General features: G+C 69.0%; 12 protein-coding genes. 1 reads left to right on the plus strand and 11 read right to left on the minus strand.

Annotated elements, in window-relative coordinates:
- Positions 1 to 39 precede the first annotated feature (39 nt).
- From AB0412_RS09475 to AB0412_RS09485, 3 genes are all read right to left on the minus strand, one after another.
- Positions 40 to 1,839: a glycosyltransferase gene (locus tag AB0412_RS09475; protein WP_366401928.1), complete on the minus strand. Its 1,800-nt coding sequence runs from the start codon at positions 1,837 to 1,839 to the stop codon at positions 40 to 42.
- On the minus strand, positions 1,836 to 3,107 hold the full coding sequence (locus AB0412_RS09480; protein ID WP_366401929.1) for a nucleotide sugar dehydrogenase: 1,272 nt from the start codon (positions 3,105 to 3,107) through the stop codon (positions 1,836 to 1,838). The genes AB0412_RS09475 and AB0412_RS09480 overlap by 4 nt, the downstream gene beginning before the upstream one ends.
- A 228-nt stretch (positions 3,108 to 3,335) precedes the next feature.
- On the minus strand, positions 3,336 to 4,352 hold the full coding sequence (locus tag AB0412_RS09485; RefSeq protein ID WP_366401930.1) for a hypothetical protein: 1,017 nt from the start codon (positions 4,350 to 4,352) through the stop codon (positions 3,336 to 3,338).
- A gap of 79 nt (positions 4,353 to 4,431) precedes the next feature.
- Between AB0412_RS09485 and AB0412_RS09490 the strand changes: the two genes are divergently transcribed.
- Positions 4,432 to 4,806, plus strand: coding sequence for an NTP pyrophosphohydrolase (locus AB0412_RS09490; protein ID WP_366401931.1), 375 nt, complete (start codon positions 4,432 to 4,434; stop codon positions 4,804 to 4,806).
- Positions 4,807 to 4,969: 163 nt separating this feature from the next.
- On the opposite strand, the gene AB0412_RS09495 is transcribed toward AB0412_RS09490, so the two are convergent.
- The 8 genes from AB0412_RS09495 to AB0412_RS09530 form a co-directional block, all read right to left on the minus strand.
- Positions 4,970 to 6,490: an amino acid permease gene (locus AB0412_RS09495; protein WP_366401932.1), complete on the minus strand. Its 1,521-nt coding sequence runs from the start codon at positions 6,488 to 6,490 to the stop codon at positions 4,970 to 4,972.
- A 159-nt stretch (positions 6,491 to 6,649) separates the two neighbouring features.
- On the minus strand, positions 6,650 to 8,581 hold the full coding sequence (dxs, locus tag AB0412_RS09500) for a 1-deoxy-D-xylulose-5-phosphate synthase (RefSeq protein ID WP_366401933.1): 1,932 nt from the start codon (positions 8,579 to 8,581) through the stop codon (positions 6,650 to 6,652).
- Between the two features lie 196 nt (positions 8,582 to 8,777).
- Positions 8,778 to 10,070: a sugar ABC transporter permease gene (locus AB0412_RS09505; protein ID WP_366401934.1), complete on the minus strand. Its 1,293-nt coding sequence runs from the start codon at positions 10,068 to 10,070 to the stop codon at positions 8,778 to 8,780.
- Positions 10,067 to 10,858 (minus strand): ATP-binding cassette domain-containing protein, encoded by a 792-nt coding sequence (locus AB0412_RS09510; RefSeq protein ID WP_260826137.1) that lies wholly within the window; start codon positions 10,856 to 10,858, stop codon positions 10,067 to 10,069. Before AB0412_RS09510 ends, AB0412_RS09505 begins: the two co-directional genes overlap by 4 nt.
- A gap of 191 nt (positions 10,859 to 11,049) precedes the next feature.
- The gene (locus AB0412_RS09515) at positions 11,050 to 12,150 is read right to left on the minus strand and encodes a substrate-binding domain-containing protein (protein ID WP_366401967.1); all 1,101 of its coding nucleotides are present in this window, start codon (positions 12,148 to 12,150) and stop codon (positions 11,050 to 11,052) included.
- A 133-nt stretch (positions 12,151 to 12,283) separates the two neighbouring features.
- A complete protein-coding gene (locus AB0412_RS09520; protein ID WP_366401935.1) occupies positions 12,284 to 13,495 on the minus strand; it encodes an ROK family transcriptional regulator in 1,212 nt (403 codons plus the stop codon).
- Positions 13,496 to 13,722: 227 nt separating this feature from the next.
- Complete coding sequence (locus tag AB0412_RS09525) at positions 13,723 to 14,634, minus strand: carbohydrate ABC transporter permease (protein ID WP_366401936.1); 912 nt, start codon at positions 14,632 to 14,634, stop codon at positions 13,723 to 13,725.
- On the minus strand, positions 14,631 to 15,692 hold the full coding sequence (locus tag AB0412_RS09530; RefSeq protein WP_366401937.1) for a sugar ABC transporter permease: 1,062 nt from the start codon (positions 15,690 to 15,692) through the stop codon (positions 14,631 to 14,633). Before AB0412_RS09530 ends, AB0412_RS09525 begins: the two co-directional genes overlap by 4 nt.
- Between the last annotated feature and the right edge of the window lie 2 nt (positions 15,693 to 15,694).

A 15,694-nucleotide genomic window follows, 5' to 3' on the forward strand; every position in this document is an offset into this window, starting at 1 on the left:
GGCCTCGGGGCCGCCCCCTTCGTCGTGCTCGTACGGTGACTACCAGCCGCCGCCCTGGCCGTTCTGCGGCCAGTTCGGGTCCTGCGGGTAGCCGCCGCGGTTCTGCGGGTGCCGCTGCTGCGGGGCCTGCGGGTGCCGCTGCTGCGGCGGGTAGGGCTGCTGGTACGGCTGCTGCTGGTACGCGCCGCCGGGGTGGCCGCCCTGTCCCTGCCACTGATGGCCGCCGTGACCGGCCGGTGCCTGCGCCGGCGCGGGCGTGCCCCAGCTGACGGGCTGCTGCGGCACGTTCTGGTGGTGCTGCTCGTCGTAGCCGGGCAGCGGCTGCGGCTGGCTGGGGATGTAGGCGGCGCGGGGCCGCGTGCGCAGGGCCACGCCCTCCAGGCGCATGAGCTGGAGGGTCTCGGTGACCTTCTTGTCGGAGTAGGGGTCCTCCTCCTCCCAGATCTCCGTCATGTCGGCCTCGTGGTCACCGCCCACGGACACCTCGACACCGGCCTGGCGGGTGCCCCAGCTGCCCTTGTGCAGGGTGAGCAGGGCGTAGAAGCGCAGCGGGGTCAGCAGGAACAGCTGGATCAGGCCGTACAGCGGGGCCAGCAGGAACATGCCGAACCGCTTGATGAAGCCCATGCCGCGGCGCGGGAAGTCGAGGTAGCGGACGTTGCGCAGATAGCCCATGAGGACCATGAACAGCGCGTAGTCGCCGATGTGGTTGAGGAACCGGGCCGGCTCCATGATCGGCAGGATGACCATGGAGTAGAACATGGCCGTGCCGAACACCAGCCACAGGCCGAGTTCCATGCACGTCAGCCAGAAGGCCGGGCGGTACTTCTTCTGGTGCCGGAACGCCCACAGGGACTCGCGGAAGAACGACTTGTTCCAGCGGACCTGCTGGCGCAGGAAGTGCGGCAGCTTCTCGGGGACGGCGGTGTAGCCGACGGCGGTCTCCTGGAAGACCACCTGGCCTTCCATCAGGCAGTAGTTGGTCATGCGCCGGTCGTCGCCGAAGACGGCCGGCTTGCCGAGGAACTGCTGGTTGAGGAAGTCCGGCAGGTACTTGCGCACCAGCGTGCCGCGGTACGCCGACAGGGCGCCGCAGCAGCACAGCACGGACTTCAGCCGCGAGTAGGCGGCCCGCTCGAAGAGGAAGGAGTTGCCGTAGCGCAGGTCCTGCAGACGGGTGAAGACGTTGCTGTCGTGGTTGAGCGCGAGGACCATGCCGGTAGAGGCCATGATCTTCTCGTCGGCCAGCGGCAGCAGCAGCTCACGGACCGTGTCCCGGGAGAGCACGGTGTCGGAGTCCACGCACAGGAAGATGTCGGAGTACGGCGCCGCCTCGAAGCCGAGGGCGAGGGCCTCACGCTTGCCCTTGTTCTCGGGCTGGATGCTGACGGTGTACTTGACGCCCTTGGCCTCGAACTCGGGGCGCAGCTTCTTCGCCGCCCGGATGCCGCCGGGATCGGCGCTGCAGTCGTCGATGATGTGGATCTCGTTGGGGAGCCGGCTCTGCGCGAGCAGGGAGCGCATGCCCTGCTCGAACATCACCGGGTCCTCGTTGTAGATCGGGATGACCGCGGTGACCCAGCAGTTCTCGAGGTACTCCAGTTCCTCCCGGCCCGCCTTGGCGGGCCGGTAGAACAGGGCGCCGAACATCTTCAGGGCCAGCAGGCCCATGGCACCGATGGAGTACAGGTGCAGCGAGTCGGAGTCGAGCCGGGTGGCGATGACCGCGGCGATGGCGATGAAGAAGAAGTACGACACCTTCAGGTGCCGCCGTTTACGGTGCGCTCGGCGCCCGTCGGAGTCGACGGCTCCGGGTATGTACGTATCCTCAGTCGTCACAGCTTGACCACCCGGGGATGATCGGCGGACTTGCCCCGGGTGTCGAAGAGCTTGCGGGCGCGGTCGGCCAGCAGGCCCAGGTCTATCTCCCGGTGCGGCTGGAGCAGGATGGTCAGGTCCGCGGCCTCGGCGGCGGCCAGGTAGTCCTCTGCGCGCTCGATCTCCGTACCGCCGACGGTCCAGCCCTCGACGCGCGGGTCGAAGTAGACGAGTTCGGCGCCGCGGGCGATCAGGTTCTCGGCGACGGCCATGGCCGGGCTCTCGCGCTGGTCGGAGATGTCCGGCTTGTAGGTGACGCCGAGCAGCAGGACACGGGAGCCGCGCACGGCCTTGCCCTCGTCGTTGAGCAGGTCGGCGGCGCGGTTGACCACGTGCACGGGCATGCGCTGGTTGATCTCCTGCGCCAGCTCCACGAAGCGGAACGGGATGCCCAGCGACCGCACCTTGTACGACAGGTAGTTGGGGTCGATCGGAATGCAGTGCCCGCCGACGCCGGGGCCGGGGTAGAACGGCGCGAAGCCGAACGGCTTGGTGGAGGCGCAGCGGATGGCGTCCCACAGGTCGACGCCGATCTCGCGGCAGAACATCGACATCTCGTTGACGAGGGCGATGTTGACGTGCCGGTAGGTGTTCTCCAGCAGCTTGGCCATCTCGGCCTCGCGGGTGCCCTTGGCCTCGACCACGCGGGCCACGAAACGCTCGTAGAGGGCGCGGGCGGCCTTGGTGCAGTCGGCGGTGACTCCGCCGACGACCTTGGGGGTGTTCTCCAGGCCGAAGGAGGCGTTGCCCGGGTCGATGCGCTCGGGCGAGAAGGCGAGGTGGAAGTCCTTGCCGACCGTGAGGCCGCCGGCCTCCAGACGGGGCCGGACGACCTCGTCGGTGGTGCCGGGGTAGGTCGTGGACTCCAGGACGACGAGCGTGCCGGGCCTGAGGTGGGTGGCGATGTCCTCCACCGCGGCGTGCACGGCACCGAGGTCCGGGGAGCCGTACTCGGTGAGCGGCGTGGGCACGCAGATGACGACCGCGGCGGCGTCGGCGATCACCTCGGGGCGGTCGGACGCGCGGAAGCCCTGCTCGAGCATCGCACCGACCTCGGCGTCGGTGATGTCGTCGACGTGGGAGCGGCCCCCGTTGAGGCCGTCGACCACGCGGCGGCTGCGGTCGAGACCCACCACCTTCAGTCCGGCGGCGGCCGCGGAGCGCGCCAGCGGCAGCCCCACGTAGCCGAGTCCGACAACGACAAGATCCGTCGTGGAGGATCTGCTCACGACACCATTCCCCAACCCCGCTGCACGGCCACGGGCAGGCCGGACGAGGGCAGCATGAGCCGCCCACGTATTTCGAACATGTCCGAGGAGGCTAACAGAACCTTCATATTTTCAGCCCGCTCACATCAAGTGCGGCTTGTCACGCACACACCCGTACAACCCTTGACGCATCTCGTGTGTCTCCCGTCACCCCAGCTGCATTCAGGGATTCCGGGGTGGCGCTCGGGCTCAGACCTCCCGCCACGCCGTGAGGGCGAGGCCCGGTTCGTCCTTGCGGCGGCTGATCAGGAGGGTCCCGGTGGAGGGGGCGGCCGAGGCCGCGACGAGCTGGTCGTTCTCGTCGAGGGTGAGGGACACCCGGGCGTCCGCGGGGAGTTGGGGGCCGGACTCGGTCCACCAGGCGCCGGCGGACTCCTGCTCGGTGGGGTAGGCGGCGAAGGCGACCCGGCCGCTCGCGGACCGCTGGGCGAGGACGGTGCAGTCGTGGCCCTCGATCACACAGCGCACGGCGGAGACGGGGCCGGGGCCGGCCGACGTGAGCAGGGTCACCGGTTTGCCGCCCGGACGCCAGGCGCACAGCTCCCCGCTGTCGTCGGTGTAGTAGAGGGTGGTGTGCTCGGCGGAGGTGGCCAGGGCGGACAACGTGCCCGGCCGGACGGAGACATCGATGCCCTCGGCGCTCGACGGCCGCTTGCCCGGCTCCTCCTGACGCCAGTGCAGAATTCCGCCGCGGCCCGCCGCGTACAGCTCCACACGGCCCGACTCCCCGGTCACGGCCGCGAGTTGGTCCTGGACGTCCTCGCCGCCGAGGTCGGCCCAGGGCGCCCAGCCGCCCTTCTCCTTCTGCGTGAGCAGGCTCACGCCACCGCGCTTGTTGCGCACGAAGAGATGAGCCCGGCCCTGGGCGTCGACGGCGACGGCGGGCGTTCCGGTGCGCGCGCCCTTCTTGTCCGGGTGCCCGACGGGGTTCCAGTCGAGGGCCGCGAGCCGGGGCCGGAAATGGGTGGAATGCACCAGGCCCGACTCCCCGGGAACGGTGGGCCGCCAGGCGACCAGATGCGCATAGCGGTCGCTGCCCTGGCCGACGGCCGCCCCCGCGTGCAGCCGCTGCTCGCCGCCGATCCTCCGGGGCGGCTCCCAGGGGCCGCCGGGGGCGAGTTCCGCACGGCACAGGACGGCGTCGTCCGACGGCAGGTAGACAGTGAGGCGGCCGTCACGGCCGCGGAGAAGCCAGTCGCCGTTCACCGTTTCACCCTATGCAGCGCGGCTCGGCGTACGACGCCGGGGCCCTGCTCGTGGGGGGGTCCGTGGGACCCTGGGCCGCATGAACGACACCGCTGCCCTGCTCGTGATCGTGGACGCCGCGAACGTGGTCGGATCGGTGCCCGACGGCTGGTGGCGCGACCGCCGGGGCGCGGCGGAACGCCTGCGCGACAAGCTGGCGGCACAGGGGCTGCCGGGCCACGAGGGGCCGGTGGAGATCGTCCTGGTGGTCGAGGGCGCGGCACGGGGCGTGGAGCCGGTCCCGGGCGTCCACGTGGAGTCGGCTCCGGGCAGCGGGGACGACCACATGGTCGCTCTGGTGGCCGAGGCGACGGGCACCCGCCCGGTCCTGGTCGTCACGGCCGACCGCGAACTCCGCCGCCGAGTGGCGGCACTGGGTGCCGAGGTCACCGGGCCGCGGACGGTACGGGGCTGATCGAACGCCATCCTGCCGACCCGGTGCCGTTGGTGAACGTCCGGGTGTCGCTCACCCGCGCGTGCGGGGTGCCGCTGCGCCCGCCCGTGCCGCCCCAGCGGCACGACTGCCCGCAGCTACGGCGGACAGAGCACACCGCTCGGAGCGATCGCGGAGGACAGGGTCAAGGCGTGTCGGGACCCGGCCGCATCACCTCGTCCGGCGTCGTCTCCTGCCCCTTCGCCAGGCGGCTGTTGCCCCGGCTGTAGACGAAGTAGACGACGATGCCGATCGCCATCCAGATACCGAACCGCACCCACGTCTCGGCCGGCAGATTCAGCATCAGCCACAGCGACGCGGCCACCGACAGGATCGGCAGGAACGGCACCCACGGCGTCCGGAAGGACCGGTGCAGGTCCGGCCGGGTCCTGCGCAGGATGATCACGCTGATCGCGACGATGACGAAGGCGAACAACGTACCGATGTTCACCAGCGCCGCCAGCTCGTTCAGCGGCGTGAAGCCCGCGAGGACGGCGATGAGGACACCGAGCAGGATGGTCGGACGGTGCGGGGTCTTGAACCGGGGGTGGACCCGGGAGAAGAACCTCGGCAGCAGCCCGTCGCGGCTCATCGCGAAGAAGACGCGGGTCTGACCGAGCAGCAGGATCATGCAGACGGTCGTCAGGCCGACCGCGGCGCCGAAGCTGATGAAGCCCGCGAACCAGGGATGCCCGGTCGCCTTGAAGGCGTCCGCGAGCGGCGCGTCCACCGACAGCTCGCTGTAGTGCTGCATACCGGTGACGACGATCGACACCAGCACGTACAGCACGGTGCAGATGAACAGCGAGCCGAGGATGCCGCGGGGCATGTCCCGCTGCGGGTTCTTGGTCTCCTCGGCGGCGGTCGCCACGATGTCGAAGCCGATGAACGCGAAGAACACGACGGACGCGGCGGTGAAGATACCCATCACGCCGAAGTTCGACGGCGCCCAGCCGAACATCAGCTGGATCAGGGGCGCATCGAGGTTCTGGCCCGCCTCCACCGGCTGCGCCTTGGGGACGAACGGGTCGTAGTTGCTGGCGGTGATGAAGAACGCCCCCGCGATGATCACGACGAGAACGACGGTCACCTTGATGGCGACGACGATCGAGGTGACCCGGGCGGACAGCTTCATGCCGAGGACGAGGATGCCGGTGAGCACCAGCACCAGCACGGCGGCGAGGAGGTCGAAGCCGAATCCGTCGGCGCCCTCCCGGCTGCCCAGCACCGCGGGCATCTCCCAGCCCGCGTTGCTCATGAGCGACTGGATGTAGCCCGACCAGCCGACGGCCACCACCGCCGTACCGAGCGCGAACTCCAGGACCAGGTCCCAGCCGATGATCCACGCGGGCAGCTCACCGAGGGACGCGTACGAGAAGGTGTAGGCGGAGCCCGCCACCGGGACGGTGGAGGCGAACTCGGCGTAGCAGAGCGCGGCGAGCGCGCAGACCACACCGGCCACCACGAAGGCCAGGGCCACCGCGGGCCCGGCGTTGTTCTTGGCGACCGTGCCGGTGAGGACGAAGATGCCGGTGCCGATGATCACACCGACGCCGAAGACCGTCAGATCGAGCGCGGACAGGGATTTCTTGAGCGCGTGCTCCGGCTCCTCGGTATCGAGGATGGACTGCTCGACGTTCTTCGTCCGGAAGAGGGGGCTGGTCACGGATACCTCCCACGCTTGTCGTCCTCGACATGATCGAGAGGGGGCGTAGGTCGTATGCCCCGGTACAGGCACCCTCACGCAGACGGGCCGCCCGCGCCACTCTTCACAGTGGCACGAGCGGCCCATCCGGGCGACGCGGGACGGCGATCCGAGGGAAGGTCAGTCGCGGGCGGGCTCCACGGAGTCGACGGCGTCGGCCGCGGAGCGCTCGTACCTTCCGTCGAGCTTCGCTACCAGGCCGGTGACCTGGCGGGCGATGTCCGGCGCGGTCAGTCCGATCTCGGTGAGCACCTCGGCGCGGGAGGCGTGGTCGAGGAAGCGCGGCGGGATGCCGAAGTCCCGCAGCGGTACGTCCACGCCGGCGTCGCGCAGCGCCTGGGCGATGGCGGAGCCGACACCGCCGACGCGGGAGTTGTCCTCGACGGTGACGACCACGCGGTGCCGCTCGGCGAGCGGGGCCATGGCCTCGTCGACGGGCTTGACCCAGCGCGGGTCGACGACGGTGGTGGAGATGCCCTGCTTGTCGAGCAGCGCGGCGATCTCCAGGCACATCGGGGCGAGCGCGCCGACGGACACCAGCAGCACGTCCGGGGCGCCGGTGCCGGGCTCGCGCAGCACGTCCATGCCGCCGACCCGCCCCACGGCCGGTACGGCGGGCCCGACCGCGCCCTTGGAGAAGCGCACCACGGTCGGCGCGTCGTCCACCTCGACCGCCTCGCGCAGCTGGGCGCGCACCTGGTCGGCGTCCCGCGGAGCCGCGAGCCGCAGGCCGGGGACGACCTGGAGGATCGACATGTCCCACATGCCGTTGTGGGAGGCGCCGTCGGTGCCGGTGATGCCGGCCCGGTCCAGGACGAACGTCACCCCGCACTTGTGCAGCGCCACGTCCATCAGCACCTGGTCGAAGGCGCGGTTGAGGAAGGTGGCGTACACGGCGAAGACGGGGTGCACGCCCGCGTGGGCGAGGCCGGCCGCGGAGACGGCGCCGTGCTGCTCGGCGATGCCGACGTCGTAGACCCGCTCGGGGAACCGCTTGGCGAACTTGTCGAGGCCGACCGGCTGGAGCATGGCCGCGGTGATGGCGACGATGTCCTCGCGCTCCTCGCCGAGCCTGACCATCTCGTCGCCGAAGACGGACGTCCAGTCGGCGCCGGAGGTGGCGATGGGCAGGCCGGTGTCGGGGTGGATCTTGCCGACGGCGTGGAAGCGGTCGGCCTCGTCCTGGAGGGCGGGCTGGTAGCCGCGGCCCTTCTCGGTGAGGCAGTGCACGATCACCGGGCCGCCGAACCGCTTGGCGCGGGCGAGAGCCGACTCCAGGGCCTCGATGTCGTGCCCGTCGATCGGCCCGACGTACTTCAGGCCCAGGTCCTCGAACATGCCCTGCGGGGCGATGAAGTCCTTCAGCCCCTTCTTCGCGCCGTGCAGGGTGTCGTACAGCGGCCGGCCGACGACCGGAGTGCGCTCCAGGAGGTCCTTGGTGCGGGCCAGGAAGCGCTCGTAGCCGTCGGTGGTGCGCAGGGTCGCCAGGTGGTTGGCGAGGCCGCCGATGGTCGGCGCGTAGGAGCGCTCGTTGTCGTTGACGACGATGACGAGGGGGCGGTCCTTGGCGTCGGCGATGTTGTTCAGCGCCTCCCAGGCCATGCCGCCGGTCAGCGCGCCGTCACCGATCACGGCGACGACATGGCTGTCGCGTTTCCTCAGCTGGTTGCCCTTGGCGATGCCGTCGGCCCAGCCGAGGACGGTGGAGGCGTGGCTGTTCTCGATGACGTCGTGCTCGGACTCGGCCTGCGAGGGGTAGCCGGACAGGCCGCCCTTCATCTTCAGCCTGGAGAAGTCCTGCCGCCCGGTGAGCAGCTTGTGCACGTACGACTGGTGCCCGGTGTCCCAGAGCACCTTGTCCTTGGGCGACTCGAAGACCCGGTGCAGGGCGATGGTCAGCTCCACCACACCGAGGTTGGGGCCGAGGTGGCCGCCGGTCTTGGAGACCGCGTCGACGAGGAAGGTCCGGATCTCCTGGGCCAGCTGGTTCAGCTCCTCCAGGCTGAGCCGGTCCAGATCGCGCGGTCCCCTGATGCGGGTCAGCAGCGGCACCCGTGCCTCCTTGCAGTAGAGCTGATCGAGCTGTTGCCGGGCTTGTCGAGTCTAATGTTCCGCCCCGAGGCCCGGACTCCGGGCAGTGCGTCGTACGTCACGCGTTCGGCTGTACCCAGATCGCGCCGCCCCTACGACACGCAAGTGGCCCGGCACCTGAAAGGCACCGGGCCACAGCAGCGCACCGCCTACGGCGCTACGCGCGCCCCGCGGTCTTCTGCGTCTTGCGAGTGACCGCGTCGATGACGACCGTGGCCAGCAGCACACCACCGGTGATCATGTACTGAACCGGCGAGGCGATGCCCTCCAGCGCCAGTCCGTACGTGATCGAGATGATCACCATCACACCGAGCAGCGCGTCCCACGTGCGCCCACGCCCACCGAACAGCGACGTACCACCGATCACGGCCGCGGCGATGACGTTCATCAGGAACTCACCGGTACCCGCGCCCTGGTTCGCCGAGGCGATCTTCGAGGCGACGAACAGACCGCCGATCGCCGCGAACGTACCGGCGATCGCGAACACCGAGATACGGACCAGCTCGACGTTGATACCGGCGCGGCGGGACGCCTCGACGCTGCCGCCGAGCGCGTACACCTTGCGGCCGTACGCCGTGCGGCGCAGCACGAAGTCCGTGATCACCAGCACCGCGAGGAAGATCACCACGGCCAGCGGCAGGCCCTTGTACTGGTTGAAGACGATCGCGACGGCGAACGCCACGATCGCCAGGAGGACGGTCCGCACGATGATCTCGTTCAGCGGCCGGGACGGCACCCCGGCGGCCTCACGGCGGCGGTTGTCGAAGTACGCGGTGAGGAAGTACCCCACGGTCGCGACGATCGCCAGGCCGTACGCGGCGGCCACGTCCGAGAAGTAGTAGCTGGTCAGCTTGACGACCAGCCCGTCGGAGTCGAGATTGATCGTGCCGTTGCTGCCCAGGATCTGCAGCATGAAGCCCTGCCAGAACAGCAGTCCGGCCAGGGTCACGGCGAAGGCGGGCACGCCGATGCGGGCGAAGATGAAGCCGTGGATGGCTCCGGCCGCCGTGCCGGTGAGGACGGCCAGCACCAGGGCCAGCACCTCGTTCATCCCGTTGGTGACGCTCAGCACCGCGAAGGTGGCGCCCGCGACACCGCTGACCGAGCCGACCGACAGGTCGATCTCGCCGAGCAGCAGGACGAAGACGATACCGACGGCGATCATGCCCGTGCCGACCATGGCGATCGACATGTCGGAGAAGTTGCCGGCGGTGAGGAAGTTGGAGTTCAGGCTGGTGAAGATCGCCCAGATGATCAGCAGGCCGACCACGACGGGGAGGGAGCCGAGGTCACCGGCCTTCATCTTCCGCTTGAACTCGGTGACGTAGCCCTTGAGTCCCTGCTCGCGCACGAGCAGCCGCGGGTCGACGACCGTGACCGCTGCGGAGGCCGCCTCGGGGTTCTCCACGGTCTGGCCCTCGGCGGGGGTGGTGGTCTTCTCGGTGCTCATTTCTTGATCTCCCCATTGGTGCGCGCCGCACGACGGGTCACGGCGTTGTCCGTGGCGCCCGTGATGGCGGAGATGATCTCTTCCTGCGAGGTCGACTTGACCTCGAAGACGCCGTTGTTGCGTCCGAGGCGCAGCACGGCGACCTTGTCCGCCACGGCCTTGACGTCGGCCATGTTGTGGCTGATGAGGATGACCGCGTGACCGCGCTCGCGCAGCCGCTCGACCAGGTCGAGGACCTGCGCGGTCTGCTCGACGCCGAGGGCGGCGGTGGGCTCGTCGAGGATCACCAGCTTGGGCTCGCCGAGCATGGACCGGGCGATGGCCACGACCTGGCGCTGACCGCCGGAGAGCGAGGCGATCGGGATACGGACGCTGGGGATGCGGATCGAGAGGGTGTCGAGGAGCTCACGGGAGCGGCGCTCCATCTCCACCTCGTCCAGGACGCCGCGCCTGCGGATCTCCCGGCCGAGGAAGAGGTTGCCGACGACATCGATGTTGTCGCACAGCGCGAGGTCCTGGTACACCGTCGCGATGCCCAGGTTCTGGGCGTCGTGCGGCTTGCCGATCTGGACGGACCTGCCCTCCCACTCGATGACGCCCTCATCGATGGGATGCACGCCGGCGATCGTCTTGACCAGCGTGGACTTTCCGGCACCGTTGTCGCCGACCAGGGCGACCACCTCACCGGCGTGGACCTCAAGCTCTACGTCGGTGAGCGCCTGAACGGCACCGAACCGCTTGGAGACCCCGCGCAACGCCAGCACGGGCGTAGCGGACACGTGAACCATCTCCTTCGCCGCCTGACCCGGCGGGAGGTTGTGCAGAAGTTTTCTGGGGGGTGTTCCGTCCGGCGCCCCGCGTAGCTAGCGGGGCTGGTGTGTGCGGGGCGCCGGCGGAGACTCGTGGCAGCCGGTCCCGTACGGGAGTCCGGGGAGGACTCCCGTACGGTCCGGACCGCGGCTGTGTGCCTCGGTGGGGCTTACTTCAGACCGATCTTGTCGCAGGCGGCCTTGTACTTGCCCGCGCAGATCTCCTGGACGGTGTAGACGCCGTCCTTGATCACGGTGTCCTGGATGTTGTCCTGGGTCAGCGAGACGACCGGGACCAGGACCGACGGGATGCCCTTGTTGGTGGGGCTGTCGACCTTGTCCTTGGCGATCGAGTCGAGCGACTTGCCCTGGGCGAGCGCGACGGCCATCTCCGCGGCGGCGTTGGCCTCCGGGGCGTACGGCTTGTAGACGCTCATGTACTGCTCACCGGTGACGATGCGCTGCACGCCCGCGAGCTCGGCGTCCTGGCCGGTGACCGGGATGTCGTCGATGCCGGCGGCCTTCAGGGCGGTGATGATGCCGCCCGCCATGCCGTCGTTGGCGGAGTAGACGCCGACGATCTTGTCCTTGCCGAGGGCGGAGATGGCGCCCTCCATGTTGGAGTTGGCGTTCTCCGGCTTCCACTCCTTGGTGTCGTACTCGCGGCCGATCTTCACCTTGCCGTCGAGGACGGAGTGGGCGCCTTCCTTGAACTGGGCGGCGTTGGGGTCGGTGGAGGACCCGTTCATCATGACGATCTGGCCGTCCTTGGCCTTGTCGCCGAGCGCCTTGAGGAGGGCCTCGCCCTGGGTCTTGCCGACGGTGACGTTGTCGAACGACGTGTAGGCGTCGATCGGGCCCTCGGCCAGGCGGTCGTAGGCGACGACCGGGATGCCGGCGTCCTTGGCCTTCTTCACCGAGCCGGCGATGGCCTTGGAGTCCACCGCGTCCACGATCAGCACGTCGACCTTGTTGGTCACCATCGTGTCGACCTGCTGGTTCTGCAGGCTGGCGTCCTGCTTGGCGTTGGCGTAGACGACCTCGGCCTTGTTGTTCGTGAGCTCCTTGACCTTCTTCTCGATCAAGGGCTTGTCGAACTTCTCGTAGCGCGCGGTCTGGTTCTCCGGAAGGAGCAGACCGACCTTGATGTCATCGCCCTTGGCGGCGGCGCCGCCGTTGTCCTTCTTGTCGCCCGACTCCTTGGCGCTGCCACAGGCGGCCAGCGAGACGGCCATCGCGCCCGCGGCGATGGCAACGGCGGCACGACGCATACGTGCGTTCACTTTACAAACCTCCCTGACGAGGCCGCGTCGTTGCGGCCGAGGTGGCTGGAAGTCAACTCGGCCACACGTGCGACGTCAAGAAGTAAATCCTTAACGAGATGGCAACGGTGCCATCCGTTCTCTAAGTGAAGGCAGGTGCAGCCGCCATGGGCGACCCGGCCGCGGCGCCATCCAAAAGGGTCGAATCGCCCATCTCGCTCAGTGCGAGGGCGAGCGCTCCGAGGACCTCCGCACGGCCCCCAAGTGCCCCGGGGAGAACGGACAGTTGGCGCGCCGCACTGGGGATCGCGTAGCGGCCGACGGACTCCCTGATCGGCCCGAGCACCAGCTCACCGGCCTCGGCGAGATCACCGCCGAGGACGACCCGGCTCGGGTTCAGCAGGTTGCAGAGATTGGCGACTCCACTGCCGACATGACGGCCGACGTCGGCGATCACCCGACGACAGCCCGGGTCTCCGTCCCGTGCCAGCCGCACGACGCCTTCCATGGTCAGATCCGTGCCGTGACTGGACTGGAGCAGCGGCAGCACATAGCGGGCCGCCGCGAAGGTCTCCAGGCAGCCACGGTTGCCGCAGCGGCAGACCGGGCCGGACTCATCGAGTGTAATATGTCCGATTTCACCGGCGGTGCCGCCGGGTCCCCGGTAGATCTTCCCGTCGATCACCAGACCGGCGCCGACACCGCTCGCGACCTTGATGTACGCCAGGTCGCGCACGCCCCGGCCGCTGCCCCAGACCATCTCGCCGAGGGCGCCGAGGTTGGCGTCGTTGTCCACGTGCACCGGCACGCCGAGCCGCCCCCGCAGCTCCTCGGCGGGCCTGGCACCGGTCCAGCCGGGCAGGATCGCGGTCGAGCCGAGGCTCCCGGACTCGACGTCGATCGGCCCGGGGACACCGAGTCCGACTCCGGCGATCTTGGCGCGGTCCACGCCGGTCGCCTCCAGCAGCCGGTTGACCAGCTGTTCCGCCCGGTCGAAGCCCTGCGTGGCGGAGGCGTCCACGTCCAGCGGCTCGGACTCCTCGGCCAGCACCTGGTGGGCGAGGTTCCCGATCGCGACACGCAGATGGGTGTGCCCGAAGTCCACGCCGATCACGATGCCGGCGTCCCCGCTCAGCGACACCGCCCGGGCCCGGCGTCCGCCCGCCGAGGTGGGCGTGACCTCGACCGTTCCGCCGTCCTTCAGTTCCCTGACGATGTTGGAGACCGTCGCCGCGGACAGGCCCGTCGTCCTCGCGATCTCCGCCTGCGTGAGCGAACCGGCGAGCCGCACGGCGCGCACGACCCGCTCCAGATTGGCCCGGTGCAGCGAGGACTGCGACCCCGGAGTCTCCATTGACTCTCACCCTCATCCCTGTCCCCGTCACCCTGGGTGACGCGGGCCTTGTACAAGTTATGAACTCCAAGCTCCGTCGAAGCGCCCAGTGGCGTCAAGCCCTTGACAGAAATCGGTTCCAGGCCGTGTCCGGCCGACCACCGGCGGTACGCCACAGGGGTCCGGCCCCGGAGAGCTGTCTCTCCGGGGCCGGACCCCTGCGTACGACGGGTGGAGCGCGGTGGGCGTCAGCGGAAGGTGCCCTGCGACACCGAACCGGCGATCCGCCGCTGGAAGACGCAGTACACGATCAGTACGGGCACCACGGTGACCACGATCGCCGCGAACAGCGCGCCGTAGTCGATGTCGTAGACCTGCGAGGACGCATAGGCGGCCATGCCCTGGGTGAGGACCCATTTGTCCTGGTCGGTGTTGAGCGCCACCGGCAGCAGAAACTGGTTCCACAGGCCCAGGAAGTTGAAGATCGCCACCGCCGCCATGCCCGGACGGGCCATCGGCAGCATCACCTGGAAGAACGCCCGCCAGTCCCCGGCACCGTCGATCAGCGCGGCCTCGTACACGTCGTGCGGAAGCGACCGGAAGAACGAATAGAGGAAGAACATCGTGAACGGCAGCGCGAACGCGACATAGGTGAGGATCAGTCCGGGACGCGTGTTCAGCAGCCCGAAGTTCTGCAACTGGAAGAAGAGCGGAACGATCGCCAGGAAGACCGGGAAAGTCAGGCCGGCGAGCATCACGTAGTAGATCAGCCGGCGGCCGGGGAACTCGAACCGGGCGAGAATGTAGGCGCACATCGCGCCGAGCAGCATCACCAGGAACAGTGCCGAGACCACGACGATCACGGAATTCAGGAAGTATTTCCCGATGTTCGCGTCGGTCCACGCGTTCGCGTAGTTCTCGATCCGCCAGTGATCCGGCAGCGAGAACGGCGACGAAAGGATCTCGCCGGTCGATTTGAACGACGACATCAGCACCCACAGCATGGGCACGATCACGATCACGGACCACACGATCAGCAGGGCGTGCGAGATCGCCGCGAATCTGCGGTCGCTGCTCGCGGCGACGCGCGTCAGCTTCCGGTCGTTCGCCGGTTTCCGGTCACTGGCCGGCTTCCGGTCGGCGGCTAGCAGGGCGCTCACCGGGCACCTCCCTTGACTGCGGCACGCCGAGCCCTGGACCCAGGTGCTTTGCTCTTGCTCTCGCCCTCGCCGCCGCCCGTGAGGCGGTTGACGAGGAACACCAGCGCCGCGAACACCAGTGTGACGACGGCGAGGACGACGCCCATCGCGGTGGCGTAGCCGAACTGCTGCTTTGCGAAAGCGACGTTGAACAGACGCTGGCTGATCGTCAGGGTCGAGTTGTCCGGGCCGCCGTTCGGCACCATCGCCTGGACGTAGACGAACGCGTCGAGGGCGGCGATGCCCAGGTAGATGTACGCCGTCTGCACGCTGTCCCGGATCGCCGGCAGGGTGATCGAGACCGTGGTGCGGAACCGGCCGGCCCCGTCGATCCTCGCCGCCTCGTACAGCTCGGCGGGAACGCCCTTGATCGCGGCGATGAAGAGCACCGCGTAGAACCCGACGAGCCCCCAGATAATGACGAACATCACGGCCGGCATCGCGGTCGCCTTCTCGCCCAGCCACGCGAACGTGTCGAACTGGTCGAGGCCGAGGCCGGTGAGGACGCCGTTGAGCAGGCCTGCGTTCGGGTCGTACATCTGCGCCCAGATCAGACCGACGATGATCGCCGGCACGACGTAGGGGAAGAACGAGATGATCCGGTAGAACGACGCTCCCCGGATCCCTCGGACGGGGCCCTTGCTGGGCCCGCCCAGGGTGATGGCCACGGCGACCCCGAGGGCGAGCGTCAGCGTCACCAGCGGCACGAAGACCGCGAGGAGTGCGACGTTGCGCAACGCCTTCAGGAAGACGTCGTCCTGGAACATCTTCGTGAAGTTGTCGAAGCCGACGAAGTTGTAGTCCGGGCTGAAGCCACGCCAGTCGGTCATCCCCCAGAAGATCGCCTGGCAGAACGGGATCAGGACGAAGATCACGAAGATGGCCAGCGGGACACCGAGGAACGCGAGGAAGAACGTCACCCGGTCGAACGTGAGCTTGCGGCGCCGTGGCCGCCCGCCGCGAGCGGCCGGCTCGGGCCGGCGGCTCGCGGTTTCGGCTGTGGGGATCGTGTCTTTCATCG

The sequence above is a fragment of the Streptomyces sp. NPDC052012 genome, from assembly GCF_040689265.1.
In the GTDB taxonomy this organism is placed as follows: domain Bacteria; phylum Actinomycetota; class Actinomycetes; order Streptomycetales; family Streptomycetaceae; genus Streptomyces.

Excerpts from the sequence above, each read along its gene's own strand:
- AB0412_RS09510 (WP_260826137.1), bottom strand. The coding sequence starts at position 10,858 with ATGGTTCACGTGTCCGCTACGCCCGTGCTGGCGTTGCGCGGGGTCTCC.
- AB0412_RS09490 (WP_366401931.1), top strand. The coding sequence starts at position 4,432 with ATGAACGACACCGCTGCCCTGCTCGTGATCGTGGACGCCGCGAACGTG.
- AB0412_RS09520 (WP_366401935.1), bottom strand. The coding sequence starts at position 13,495 with ATGGAGACTCCGGGGTCGCAGTCCTCGCTGCACCGGGCCAATCTGGAG.
- AB0412_RS09530 (WP_366401937.1), bottom strand. The coding sequence starts at position 15,692 with ATGAAAGACACGATCCCCACAGCCGAAACCGCGAGCCGCCGGCCCGAG.
- AB0412_RS09505 (WP_366401934.1), bottom strand. The coding sequence starts at position 10,070 with ATGAGCACCGAGAAGACCACCACCCCCGCCGAGGGCCAGACCGTGGAG.
- AB0412_RS09515 (WP_366401967.1), bottom strand. The coding sequence starts at position 12,150 with ATGCGTCGTGCCGCCGTTGCCATCGCCGCGGGCGCGATGGCCGTCTCG.